Origin of the sequence: Actinocrispum sp. NPDC049592 (genome assembly GCF_040675465.1) — a bacterium.
Taxonomy (GTDB): Bacteria; Actinomycetota; Actinomycetes; order Mycobacteriales; family Pseudonocardiaceae; genus Kibdelosporangium.
Genome location: NZ_JBFAPA010000018.1, coordinates 248,987 through 262,387 on the forward strand (window position 1 = coordinate 248,987; position 13,401 = coordinate 262,387).

7 protein-coding genes are annotated in these 13,401 nt (G+C 67.0%); 4 read left to right on the forward strand and 3 right to left on the reverse strand.

Annotated features, from left to right (window positions below; all coding sequences use genetic code 11):
- Positions 1-20: 20 nt before the first annotated feature.
- The 3 genes from AB0J95_RS37710 (at position 21) to AB0J95_RS37720 (ending at position 6,925) form a co-directional block, all read left to right on the forward strand.
- Positions 21-854, forward strand: coding sequence for a GNAT family N-acetyltransferase (locus tag AB0J95_RS37710; protein ID WP_364769237.1), 834 nt, complete (start codon positions 21-23; stop codon positions 852-854).
- A 195-nt stretch (positions 855-1,049) separates the two neighbouring features.
- Positions 1,050-3,101, forward strand: coding sequence for a DNA topoisomerase IV subunit B (locus tag AB0J95_RS37715; protein WP_364769239.1), 2,052 nt, complete (start codon positions 1,050-1,052; stop codon positions 3,099-3,101).
- 26 nt (positions 3,102-3,127) lie between these two features.
- A complete protein-coding gene (locus tag AB0J95_RS37720; RefSeq protein ID WP_364769241.1) occupies positions 3,128-6,925 on the forward strand; it encodes a DNA topoisomerase (ATP-hydrolyzing) in 3,798 nt (1,265 codons plus the stop codon).
- Between the two features lie 602 nt (positions 6,926-7,527).
- On the opposite strand, the gene AB0J95_RS37725 is transcribed toward AB0J95_RS37720, so the two are convergent.
- Together AB0J95_RS37725 and AB0J95_RS37730 are read right to left on the reverse strand one after the other, a co-directional pair.
- Complete coding sequence (locus AB0J95_RS37725) at positions 7,528-8,895, reverse strand: polysaccharide lyase 6 family protein (RefSeq protein WP_364769243.1); 1,368 nt, start codon at positions 8,893-8,895, stop codon at positions 7,528-7,530.
- Positions 8,896-9,171: 276 nt separating this feature from the next.
- A complete protein-coding gene (locus tag AB0J95_RS37730; RefSeq protein ID WP_364769245.1) occupies positions 9,172-9,597 on the reverse strand; it encodes a hypothetical protein in 426 nt (141 codons plus the stop codon).
- Between the two features lie 142 nt (positions 9,598-9,739).
- On the opposite strand from AB0J95_RS37730, the gene AB0J95_RS37735 reads away from it, so the two are divergent.
- The gene (locus tag AB0J95_RS37735) at positions 9,740-12,334 is read left to right on the forward strand and encodes a glycoside hydrolase family 97 catalytic domain-containing protein (RefSeq protein ID WP_364769247.1); all 2,595 of its coding nucleotides are present in this window, start codon (positions 9,740-9,742) and stop codon (positions 12,332-12,334) included.
- Between the two features lie 35 nt (positions 12,335-12,369).
- Here the strand turns inward: AB0J95_RS37735 and AB0J95_RS37740 are convergent, their stop codons facing one another.
- Positions 12,370-13,308, reverse strand: a complete 939-nt coding sequence (locus tag AB0J95_RS37740) for an alpha/beta fold hydrolase (protein ID WP_364769249.1) — start codon at positions 13,306-13,308, stop codon at positions 12,370-12,372.
- Positions 13,309-13,401 lie beyond the last annotated feature (93 nt).

Below are 13,401 nucleotides of genomic sequence, written 5' to 3' on the forward strand. Positions count from 1 at the left end.
GAGCCGATACGGTCCGGCAGGTGAGCTTGGACGCGCCGGTCAGGCGCCTGGACGTCGCAGAGCTGCCCAGTTGTGTCGAGCTGGCGGTCAGCCGGGACTGGCTCCCCGAGGAGCACAAGTGGCGCATCCTCTTCGAGGTCGGGGACGTTTTCGGGGTCGACGCGCCGGACGGTGCCGGGCTGGCCGGGATGGTGGTGCTGACCAGGTTCGGCACCGAGGTCGCCGGGATCGGCATGATGGTCGTCGCCGAGCGCTACGAACGCCGTGGCCTCGGCGCCCGGCTGATGACACATGCCCTGCAGGAGGCCAAGACCGCGAGCGTCTGGCTGACCGCGACCGACTACGGGCGGCCGCTGTACGCCCGCCTGGGCTTCCGCACGATCAGCCACTCCACGCAGTTCTACGGGCGGTTCGAGCGGCGTGCGGTGAAGACCTCCCGCCCACTGTCCACATCGGACATGTCCGGCATCCTGCGGCTGGACAAGGAGGTTTTCGGCGCGCCGCGCACTGAGCTGCTCAACAGCCTGCCGTCGTACGCCGACCAGTTCCGGGTGATCGACGGCCCGGACGGTCCGGCAGGCTTCGCCGCGGCCTGGCCGAACTCGGGCACGACGGTGGTCGGCCCGGTGGTCGCGGCCGACCAGGACATGGCGCTGACGTTGATCGCCGAGCTGGGCGGCGACGCACCTGGCACGGTCCGGCTGGACCTGGACCACAGCCGCCCCGATGTACTCGAATGGGCCGCCGAGCACGGCATGGAGCGTGGTTCGACCACAGAGGTCATGGTCTGGGGCGATCCACTGCCCGGTGACCGGACCCGGCTGTTCAACCCGGTGATGATCGCGCTGGGGTAGCGTTGGGTGACGGCGGTGACACGACACGCCGAACATAGGGCTTCCACCAGGATCAAGACCGCCCTGATCCGGGCAAAACGCCCAGTTCAAGTTTGAGCATTCGAACACTTGTCGGAGGGGCCGGATAGGCTTCCAGTACCGTGGGTCGCTGATTCGACCCCAACACCCGAGCACCGATCTGGGGAGAGCGACCCTGTGACAGCCGACACCATCTACGGGGCCGACGACCTGACGCACCTGGAGGGGCTGGAGGCCGTCCGCAAGCGACCCGGTATGTACATCGGGTCCACCGACAGCCGGGGCATCATCCACCTCTTCACCGAGATCGTCGACAACTCCACCGATGAGGGCGTCGCCGGCTTCGCCACGCGCGTCGTGGTGACGCTGCACTTGGACGGCAGCGTCCAGGTGGACGACGACGGCCGCGGCATCCCGACCGGCGTGCACGCCAAGTCCGGGCTGTCGGGTGTCGAGCTGGTGCTCACCCGCCTGCACGCGGGCGGCAAGTTCGGCGGCTCCGGGTACAAGACCTCCGGCGGTCTGCACGGGGTGGGCGCGTCCGCGGTGAACGCGCTCTCGCACCGGTTCGACGTGACCGTCAAGCGCGAGGGCAAGGTCCACCAGATGTCCTTCGCCCAGGGCGTGCCCGCGGTGTTCGACGGGCCGGGCCCGAAAGCCAAGCACGTCAAGCAGTCCGGCCTGCAGGTGGTCGGCCGGATGAAGCGCGGCGAGGCGACCGGCACCTCGATCCGGTACTGGTACGACTCGCGCTACTTCGAGAACGGCGCCGCGCTGGACGTCGAGGCCGTGCGCGCCAAGCTGCGCAACACCGCCTTCCTGGTGCCCGGCGTGACGTACGTGCTGCGGCGCGCGACCGAGGACGCCATCGAAGAGGAGACCTTCCACTACCCGCACGGGCTGTCCGACATGGTCGAGTTCCTCTCGCCGGACAGCGAGAAACCGGTCTCCGGCACGATCCTGATCAACGGAACCGGTACCTACCAGGAGAACGCGGCCGACGAGAACGGCGTGATGCGGTCCAAAGTGGAGCGTCAGGCCGAGGTCGAGGTGGCGCTGCGCTGGGGCACCGGCTACGAGCGGATCGTGGAGTGCTTCACCAACACCATCCGCAACGTGCACGGCGGCACGCACCGCAAGGGCTTCGAGCGTGCGGCGCTGAAGTCGTTGCAGGAGGCCATTTCCAAGACGCGTGGGCTGCTCAAGCCCAAGGAGGACCTGCCGCAGCTGGACGACGTGCTGGAAGGCATGACCGCGGTCATCCACGTGCGCATCCCCGAGCCGCAGTTCACCTCGCAGACCAAGGACGAGCTGTCCACCGCCGGGATCACGAAGGTGATCCAGGGCATCGTCGACAGCCACATCAAGGCGTGGACCGAGGACCGCAAGACCAAGGCGGAAGCCAAGGTCGTGCTGCAGAAGATCGTCGACGCGGCCCGCGTCCGGCTGACCCAGAAGCAGCAGAAGGACGCCGCCCGCCGCAAGACCGCGCTCGAGGGCGCGGCCATGCCGCCCAAGCTGGTCGACTGCCGCACCACCGGCGTGTCCCGCTCGGAGCTGTTCCTGGTCGAGGGCGACAGCGCGCTCGGATCGGCCCGGATGGCCCGCGTGTCGGAGTACCAGGCGCTGCTTCCGTTGCGCGGCAAGATCCTGAACGTGCAGAAGGCCTCGCTGGCCGACACCCTGCGCAACGCGGAGATCGCGTCGATCGTGCAGGTGCTCGGCGCGGGCACCGGGCGCACGTTCGACCTGACGACCATGCGCTACGGCCGCGTGATCCTGATGGCGGACGCGGATGTCGACGGCTCGCATATCCGGACGCTGCTGATCACGTTGTTCGCCAAGTACATGCGGCCGGTGATCGAGGACGGCCGGCTGTACGCGGCCATGCCGCCGCTGCACAAGGTGACCACCAAGGGCCGCAACTCGGAGACCCGGTTCACCTACACCCAGCAGGAGATGGAGACGCTCGTCGCCCAGCTGGAGAAGGCGGGCAAGCAGGTCGTCACCCCCGTGCCGCGGTTCAAGGGCCTTGGCGAGATGGACGCGGACGAGCTGTGGGAGACCACGATGAACCCCGCGACGCGGTCGGTCCGCCGGATCACCCTCGACGACGCGGACGCCGCCGAAGAGGCCCTGGAACTGCTGATGGGCGAGAAGGTCGAACCGCGCCGCAACTGGCTGGTCGAGTCGTCCAGCCGGGTGGACCGCGAAGCCATCGACGTCTAGAGACGCAACAGAGAGAGTTCTGAGCAATGGCACGCCGCAAAGGCACCACCACGACCAAGGTTGACCCCGCTGCCTTCGACCGCGCGGGTGCCAACGTGTTCGACAACTCGGTGAAGACCGAGATCGAGGACTCCTACCTGGAGTACGCCTACTCGGTCATCCACTCCCGCGCGCTCCCCGACGCCCGCGACGGCCTCAAACCCGTACACCGCCGCATTCTGTACTCGATGTACGAGCAGGGCTACCGCCCGACCCACGCCTACGTGAAGTCGTCGCGCGTCGTGGGCGACTGCTTCGTGCGTGGCGCGCTGGTGTCGACACCATCGGGATTGCGGCCGATCGAGCAGATCGAGATCGGCGACCGTGTCCTCGATGGGCGGGGCAAAGCCGTTCCGGTGACAGCGGTCTACGAGAACCCGGAGTCGGAGCTGGTCCGCGTGACCTGGTCCAACGGGCACACGATGCTCGTCACGCCGGGACAGCGGTTCCGCACGGTCGCCGACGATCTGACGGTCTCCTGGACCGACGCCCGCGATCTCACCGGCCGGCTCACGGTCGGTTATGGCCGCAGCCGTCACGAGATGCTGGACCCGGCCGGCGGCAGCACGTACGACTACCTGCTGGGCCTGGTCATCGCGAAGGGGTTCGCGGTCGACCGCAAGCGGCCGGAGGACGGCCGGGTGCGGATCCACATGTGCGACCAGGAACCCATCGACACCGTCCACGACTGGGCCCAGGCCAACGACATCACGGTGTACCGCACGGTTCGCGAAGCCCGGCAGGCCCGGTACCGCGACCAGCATGTGCTCACCTTCGCGCGGCACGGCGGACTGCTCGCCGCCGCGACACCGTTGAGCGACCAGAAGACCGTCCCGGCAAGCGTTCTCGCCGACCGGTCGGCCTGGATGCCGTTCCTGGCCGGGTATTTCGACGGCGACGGATATGTGCGTAAGAACAACCGTGAGATCGTGTTCGTCAGCACGAGCGACCGGCTGGTGCGCCAGGTCTATTCGATGCTCGCGGACGCGGGCATTCACGGGCATCGCTGGACCCGTGCGGCAGTGGGGGCCCAGAAGCGGTTGCTGGGTCTGTCCATCACCGGTCAGGACGCCAAGACGCTGGCGACCGCGCTGCTGCGGTGGAGCCGGATCGGGTACAAGCGCGATGACCTGCGCCGGCTGACCGAGATCGAGTACGGATACGGCGGAAAGCAGGGCAACGACCGGTTGCCATGCCGTGCTGTCATGGCCGAGTTCTCCGGGGCGCACCTCGGTGGTGGCTGGTACCGCGACACCGAAGGCAACTCCTTCCGTTCGTCACTGTCCACGGTGAGCGGTTCGCCGGTGCGGTACGGGCGGGACCGGCACGGGACCGCGCTCGCCGACCGGTCGTTCCCGTTGTCCCGCGCGGAGCTGGACGGATGGCCGCACGAGCTGCGCCGGATGGGTTCTCCGCTCGCCGCGCGGTTCGACGCGCTGACCGGGCTCTCCTTCCTGGAAGTCGTCTCCGTCGAGCCGGTCGCCAAGGACACGACGTACGACATCCAGGTGGGCACCGACGAGCACGCCTTCACCGTCGAGGGATTCGTCGTCCACAACTGCATGGGTAAGTACCACCCGCACGGTGACATGGCGATTTATGACGCCATGGTGCGGATGGCGCAGGACTTCTCGCTGAACGCGCCGCTCATCGATGGGCACGGCAACTTCGGTTCGCCCGACGATGGCCCGGCTGCGTCCCGGTACACCGAGGCGCGGATGTCGCAGGAGGCGATGCTTCTTGTCGGCGAGCTCGGTGAGGAGACCGTTGACTTCCGGTCGAACTACGACGGGTCGCTGCAGGAGCCGTCGGTGCTGCCCGCGGCTTTCCCGAACCTGTTGGTGAACGGGACTTCGGGTATTGCGGTCGGTATGGCCACCAACATGATCCCGCACAACCTGGGTGAGGTCGTGGCGGCGGCGCGGTGGCTGATCAACCACCCGACCGCCACGCTGGACAAGCTGATGGAGTTCATCCCAGGGCCGGACCTGCCGACCGGCGGGATGCTGCTGGGGCTGGACGAGGTTCGCAAGGCGTACGAGACCGGCCGTGGTGTGGTGCGGATGCGTGCCCGCGCGGAGACCGGTCCGCTGGAGGGCAGCCGCGGCCGGCAGGCGATCACCGTCACCGAGCTGCCGTACGGTGTGGGCGCCGAGCGGATCATCGAGAAGATCACCGACGAGGTGAACAAGTCCAAGCGGCTGACCGGGATCGCGGACGTCAAGGACCTCACCGACCGGGAGAACGGTACCCGCCTGGTCATCGAGTGCAAGGTCGGCGTGAACCCGCAGGCGCTGCTCGCGGACCTCTACCGGCTGACGCCGCTGGAGCAGTCGTTCGGCATCAACAACCTGGTGCTGGTGAACGGGCAGCCGCAGACGTTGGGGCTCAAGGCGTTGCTGGAGGTCTTCCTGCAGCACCGCTACGAGGTGGTCACCCGGCGCACCGAGTTCCGGCGGCGTAAACGCGCCGAGCGGCTGCACCTGGTCGAAGGTCTGTTGAAGGCCTTGCTGAACATCGACAAGGTGATCCGGCTGATCCGCAACAGCGAGAACGCGCAGGACGCCAAGGACGGCCTGATGAAGCAGTTCAAGCTGTCCGAGATCCAGGCGCAGTACATTTTGGACACCCCGCTGCGGCGGCTGACCAAGTACGACCGGATCGAGCTGGAGTCCGAACAGGACAAGCTGGAGTCCGAGATCGCCGAGCTGACCAAGATCCTGGAGGACGAGTCGGTCCTGAAGCGGGTGGTGTCGAACGAGCTGTCCAAGGTCGCCAAGGACCTGACGATGGAGCGCCGGACCTCGCTGATCGACGGTGACCTCAAGGAGGTGCTCGCCGCCTCCAAGCCCGCCGGGCCGCTCGAGGTCGCCGACGACCCCTGCCAGGTCATCCTGTCCGCCACCGGTTTGGTGGCCCGCACCGCCGCGGAGTCCGAGGAGTCGACCGAAGGGCGTCGCCGCAGCGGTCGCGCCCGGCACGACGCCGTCTCGGCGGTGGTTCACTCGACCGCCCGCGGTCAGGTGCTGCTCGTGACGAACAGGGGGCGGGCGTTCAAGACGGAAGTGTTGCCGCTGCCCGTGTTGCCGATCCAGTCGGGAACGGTGTCCCTCGGCGGCGGCATGCCGGTGCGTGAACTGGTTCCGCTCGAAAAGGGCGAGAAGGTCGTCGGCATCGCACCTCTGGGTGAACAGGGATCGGGTTCACCGGGACTCGCGGTAGGCACCCGGCAGGGTGTCGTGAAGGTCGTCGCACCCGAATGGCCGGTGCGGTCGGACGAGTTCGAGGTGATCAGCCTCAAGGACGGCGACGAGATCGTCGGCGCGACCTGGCTCACCGACGGTTCGGAGACCCTGGCTTTCGTGTCTTCGGACGCTTCGCTGCTTCGCTACTCCGCCAGCCTCGTCCGGCCGCAGGGCCTGAAGGGCGGCGGCATGGCCGGCATCAACCTCAGCGGCGATGCCACCGTGGTGTTCTTCGCGGCCATCCGCACCGACGATGACGAGCACGGTTCGCCGATGGTCGTGACCTCGACCGGCATGAGCGTCAAGGTCACCCCCTTCGCCGAGTACCCCGCCAAGGGTCGCGCCACTGGCGGTGTCCGCGCCCAGCGGTTCCTCAAGGGCGAGTCCCAGCTGGTCCTCGCCTGGATCGGCCCCCGCCCCGCCGGAGCAACGAATACCGGCTCCTCCGTCGAACTCCCCGAAGTCGACATGCGCCGCGACGGCTCAGGCCATGCCCACCCCGGCCCCGACGTAGTGGGCCACCTCATCGAACGCGACTAAAACCCACCCCACGATGAGCCCGTGCGAACGGCCCGTTCGCACGGCCTCACCCGTGACACCACCCATTGTCCGTCGCTAGGCTGGATTTCGGGGGGCCGGAGGCCGCACTGTCCACGATGGACAGTTGACGGGTGGGGCGAGGGACGGTCGAAGGACTCCGGCGCGGATGCGCCGTCGTCATCGAGGGTGTCCTTGCGGCTTGCGGCTTGCGGCTTGCGGCTTGCGATTCGGTTGGGCTCGGCTTTCGCTTTGGCTTTGGTGGGCCCATGATCAGGGCGAGGGCGAGGGCGAGGGCGAGGGCGAGGGCGAGGGCGAGGGCGAGGGCGAGGGCGAGGGCGAGGGCGAGGGGCTTTGCTTGCAGCCAATGCAGCGCGGCCGACAACCGCCGAGTGGCTCGATTCCTGGTGAGTAAGAGCCGCATTCGCCGCCGCTGCTTGCCATGGTGGCCGGGGCGAAGACAATCCATCCGGGACGGGATCGGGATCGGGATGCCCCAGACCTAAACCTGAGCCCCCACTCAACGAAGCCGTCACGAGCTAGGCGCTCAAACCGTTGATAGGTAAGGAGGCCCACCTCGAGACAGGCCTCCTTACCGCATGTCGCTACGGAGCCAGCGGACCGACGTCGGACTTGGTGAGGGGTTTGCGGGTGGCCGCGGTCGCGTATTCGTCCGCGCCGGTGTCGGGGGTGTTGGTGCGGGGTTGGGGGTCGAAGTCTGTTGTGACGTATGGATATGTGCCGGTGGAGGCGTCGATGGCGGGGCTTGTGGCGGTGAGGCGGTAGAGGCCGTTCGCGTCCTTGGTCAGCTTCGGGTCGACGTTTTTGTAGCCGCCGGACGGGATTCCAGCGGAGCTGCCGCCCCACGTGATGTTTCCTTCGTACTTCACCGTTGCGCCGCTGGTCATGTTCACCAGCTTGCCGGAGGTGCCCACGATGATGTTGTTGGCCAGCACGCAGTCCTTCGGTTTGAAGTCGCCGCCGTCACTGTCGATCACCGCGGAGGTGCCTCGGACGGTGTTGAACGCTACGGTCACGCGGTCGGGGCGGTCGTGGCCTTTACTCGTCGGTGAGCTGTCGGCCTCGGAGCCGGAGCCGAACACGATCGCGCGCCCCGCACTCGAGTCCACGTAGTTGTTGATGATCTTGTGGTCGTTGCCGTGGAAGCGGATGCCGGACGCGCCGAAGATCAGGTTGCCCTCGACGGTGCTGCGGTTGCCGTGGCGCAGCACGATGTAGCCGCGGCTGTCGCGGATCGTGTTGTACCGCACGGTGTTGTCCGACGACTTCACCGAGATCGCCTCGGAGTCGCCGTTGGCCTTCTCGAACAGGTTGTACTCCACGATGGCGTTGGCCGAGTACGACTGTTTGTGGCTGTAGCCCAGGCGGATGGACTCGCCGCCGTTCGCGCCGCCGAAGGTGTGGTTGAAGAAGTAGTTGTGGTGAATCCAGGTCCGTTTGGCGACGTCCGAGTCGGGCCCGGCGATCTGCAGGAACACTCCTTCAGTACTGCGGTTCTGGAACGTGTTGTGGTCGACCTGGACGTCATTGCCGTTGATCGTCAGCCAGTTCCCGCTACTGGTGAACTGCAGGGTGTTGCGCGTGATCTGGATATGGTGACCGTTCGCCGGAACCGAAAGCGAACCACCGTGCCGCAGGCTGAATCCCGAGAGCACCACGTCGTGCACGCCGCTGCCGAAGGAAAAACCGGTGGAGCCGCGGATTTCCGCTTTGCCGACGTTCGCCGCGGTCACCGTGATAGGCGCGGATGACGTTCCGGAACGGGTGAGCGAGATGGCGCTGGAGGCCGAGTAGCTGCCGTCGGCGAGTTCGATCCGGTCGCCGGGATTCGCCGATTTCACCGCATTCTGCAACGCGGACAGGCTGGTCACACGGACCGTGGCGGCCGACGCGGGCACGCCGACGAATAGGCCACCGAGCAACGGAAGAACCACGAGTGCGAGTTTTCGCATCTGGCCAACTCCAAACATGCAGGGTCGGAGCGGCGGTAGGAGACACGTTATTGACCATCGGCCGTTCGGGTCAACAGCGAACGGCCCTCATCCCGGCGAGCGGAACAAGGGCCGTTGAATGATCGGAAACTACGAGCAGCTGCCGCAGCAGCCACATCCCGGACCCGTGCAGGAGCTACAACATCCACAAGTACCCATGATTTCCTCCTCACGCCGCACCCTCGACCCACGGTAACCACGGCCAGAACAGGCCCGTACCGCTACGTGAGTGAAGCCCTAACGCCCGCCGCCCATACGTGTCCACACGCCGTGCTGGCAGATCAGCAACCGGCGGCCCTTGCGGCTCCAGGCGAGAGAACCGTCAGGCGAACATTTCTGGCCCTCGCGCACGTTGTCGTCCGCGGGTGGCGGCGGGTTCGGCTCGATGGTGAACGTCGGTTCCTGCGGTTGCGTGGTCTTCGGCGGGACCGGTTTCTTGGTGGTCTTCGGCGCGGTGGTGGTGACCGGCGGCGGGATCACGATCGGCTGCTCGGGCACCGGCTCCGTCGTGGTCGTGGTGGTGACCGGGGGAGCCGACGGGCCGGGCGCGAAGGTCGGGATCTTGACGTCCGTCTTCGCCGAAGGCGTGGAGGTGCACGCGGTCAGCGCGCACGCGACCAGCACGCCGCAGAAGGCGGTCATGATCGACAGTCGCGATGGCACACACGACGATAACCACGGAGGCAAGTAGTCGGACCTTTCCGCCTTGAGGGCCTAGACGCGGGGCCCGTGTAAGCGTATACATCGGATGTCTAGTCGGTCGCAGTCCGATTTCCGGGGGTTCGAGACGATGTGGGCAGCCGCGGTGTCAACGCTGGTAGCCGGCCTGATCACCGCGGTTCCGGCGGGTCAGGATGCCTGGACGGCAAGCACTTGGGGCGGCCCGGCCGCCAATGTCGCCGTCACCGACGGGAAAGTGACCCTGAGTGTCACCCGAAATGGCCGTACGGTGCTGGAACCGAGCCCGGTCGGCATCGTCACCGAGCGCGCCGACCTGTCCAGTGAGCTGAAGCTGGTGCGCCGCAGTGAGAAACCGGTCATCGAGCACTACACCACCAAGGTGGGCAAGCAACTCGACCGCACCGCGGTGATGACCGAGTCCCGGTTCACCTTCCAGAACACCCAAGGCCGCTTCGACCTGCTCGTCCGAACCGCCAAGGACGGCGTCGCCTACCGCTACGACTTACCCGGCACGACCGGCGCGATCCTCGCCGAGACCTCCGCATTCGCTGTTCCCGCAGGCAGTCCGGCCTGGCTCGCGCGCTACCGGCAGGACTACGAGAACCCGTTCATCCAGATGACCTCGGACAGCGCGCCGGCCGCGGAGTTCATGCACCCCGCGCTGTTCGACGTGAACGGCACCTACCTGCACATCACCGAGTCCGATGTGGACGGACGCGATTCGGGCGCTCGCCTGGTGCACGACGCGGGTACCAGCACCTACCGGATCAAGTACTGGGATGAGAAAGTCCAGGTCACCGGCCCGGTGCGGACCGCGTGGCGGACGATGATCGTCGGCGATCTGAAGACCGTCACCGAATCGACCCTGGTGGATGACCTGGCGAAACCGTCACAGATCGCGGACACCAGCTGGATACGCCCCGGCAAGGTGTTCTGGAGCTGGCTCGCGGGCGGGCGTGAAGCCGGGGAAAGCCTGTCCATGCAGAAGGGATACGTCGACTACGCGGCCGCGCACGGCTGGCCGTACGTGCTGGTCGACGCGGGGTGGTACTTCGACCCGAACTGGGACTACGACCCCACCTGGGAGACCACGAGCTGGATCCCGCAACTGGTCCAGTACGCCAAGGCCCGCAACGTGAAGATCCAGGTCTGGGTGCACTTCAACGAGCTCGACACCGAGGAGGAACGCGCGACGAGGCTGGCGCTGTTCGAACGCTGGGGCGTGGCGGGCTTGAAGATCGACTTCATGGACTCCGACTCGCAGGACCGGTTCCGCTGGTACGACCAGATCCTGCCCGAGCTGGCGCGGCACCACCTCATGGTGAACTTCCACGGATCCACCATCCCGCACGGCATCCAGCGCACCTGGCCGAACGTGATGACCATGGAAGCCGTGCACGGCGGCGAGAAGACCAGCAACCTCACCACCAGCCACCTGACCGCGCTGCCGTTCACCCGCAACCTGCCCGGCTCGATGGACTACACGCCGATGGCCTGGAACCGGGCCAGCCGGCCGACTTCCGACGCCCATGAACTGGCGCTCGCGGTGGTGTTCGAGTCCGGGTTGCAGAACTTCGCCGGACGCGTCGAGGACTACCAGACGCGGCCCGAGGCGGAACGTTTCCTCGACCAGGTCCCGACCGTGTGGGACGAAACCCGTCTGCTGGCCGGGAAACCGGCGGACAGCGCGGTCTTCGCCCGGCGCAGCGGCGATCGGTGGTTCCTCGGCGGCGGGTTCTCTGGTGCGGCAAGAACAGTCAGCGTGCCGCTGGACATCGGTCCGGGCTGGTGGTTCGTCGACCTGGTGAAGGACGGGCTGGTGCGTGACCAGCGAGTCATCCGATCCGGCGAAAAACTCACCCTGGACGTGGTCAAGGACGGCGGTTTCGCCGGGATCGCCTGCCGTTGGTATCCGGGCATCAAGACCTGCGACCGGCCCGTGCACACCATTCCCAGCACCAAAGTCACCGCTACTCCACAGGTGACGACAACGCCGGGAACTCCGGTGGAAGTGACCGGGAAGTTCACCACGGATACGCCGGTCCGCGACGTTACGTTGTATCCGCGAGTTCCAGCCGGTTGGGCGATCAGCGGCGCGCCGGTCACCGCGCGCACTCTCCGCCCAGGTCAGGAAATCACCGGAACGTGGAAACTCACCGCGCCGGACACCTTCGGGTACATAGATGTCCCGATCGTGGCCAAGTTCGACCACGGAACGGAAGACGAGCAAGTCACCCAGGTCCATGTCTGGAAACCGTTGCCCCCAGGCTGGTTCTACCTGAGCGACCTGCCGTTCACCGGCCAGAGCGGCGACGGCCCGGTCGAACGCGACCTGGCCAACGGCGGCCCGGCCGCCGGTGACGGCAAGCCGATCGCGATCCGCAGAACCCCGTACGGCAAAGGCCTGGGCATGCACGCCAACGCCCAAGTCGATTTCGCGTTGACGAACTGCACGCAGTTCATCGCGGACGTCGGCGTGGACGACGAGGCCGGACTCGACGTGGCCAGGCAGAAAGTCGGCGGCACAGCGGGCTTCGGCGTCGAAGGCGACGGACTGTCCCTTGTGGACACTGGAACGCTGGGTGTCCGGACCCCGGCCAGGCACATCGAGCTGGACCTCACCGGAGTCCGGACGTTGACCCTGAAAGTGAACGACGGCGGCGACGGCACCCAGAACGACCACGCCTCCTGGGGCGACGCTCGCATTCATTGTGCGTGAGTGGTTTCGGCCGTCAGAACGACCGAAACCAGGAGTCAGGGGCTGGGGGCGACGTACGAGCAGTGGATGGGTTGGGCGTGCGCCGGGTCGAGGGCGTCGAGCACGACCTGTGTGGCGTTCGGCGAGAACCCGACCATGCCGTGACCCGAGTGGTCCTGCGGGCACTGGTCCTGCAGCACGACGTTGGTCGCGCCGGACATGGTCCCGCTGGTGTACGGCACCACGGCCTCGTCGTACTTGGTCATCACCATCGTGAACCGCACGCCCGTGACCACCGGGTCGCCGAGTTTCTTGAGGAAGTCCGAGCCGCGCAGGAACTGGCGCGCGGCCGGGAAGACCGAGTCGACGATCAGGTTCACCACCGGGCCGAGCCCGAACATCCTGGCCAGCACGTAGAAGTCGGCCAGGTTGGCGACGTTCGAGCCGTTCCACAGCGGGGTCAGGCCCACGTAGTCGCTGACCTTCGCGGCCCCGCCGAGGAACTTCACGTAGTAGTCCGGCATCAGGCTGCCCTCGGAGTGGCCGACGATGTCGACCTTGGCCGCGCCGGTCGCCCGCAGCACCCGGTCGACGAACGCGGACAGCTCGGCCGCGCTCTGCTCCATCGGGTTGCGCCCGCCGATCTGGTTGACCGGGAACGGTGTGCCGGCCGGGACGCCGTAGGTCAGCGCGAACACGCAGTAGCCGTTGTTGGCGAGCAGGGGAGCGAAGGTCTGCCAGTTCGCCGTCATGTTGGCGCTGGCGCCGTGCACGAGCACGACGGGGTCGGGATGCGCGGCGGACGGGTGGCAGGACCAGTTGTTGGCGCCGGGCGGGTTCGACCCGGGCCGGGTCAGCTGGGCGGCTGCGGCGACGGCGAGGCCGTCCCAGCCATAGGCGACGGGGTAGCGGGGCGAGTCCGCGGCGGCTGTGCCAGGAGTGATCAGTCCCAGCGCCAGCACGCCGGCGACGATGCCGACGAAACGCGAACGCATCTGCGGGGCTCCCTTGGTAGGCAGGGTTACTCGGGAGTAGGACTACCGATGGTGATTTAGGTCACCACATCCTGTCAACGGCTTACAATCAGT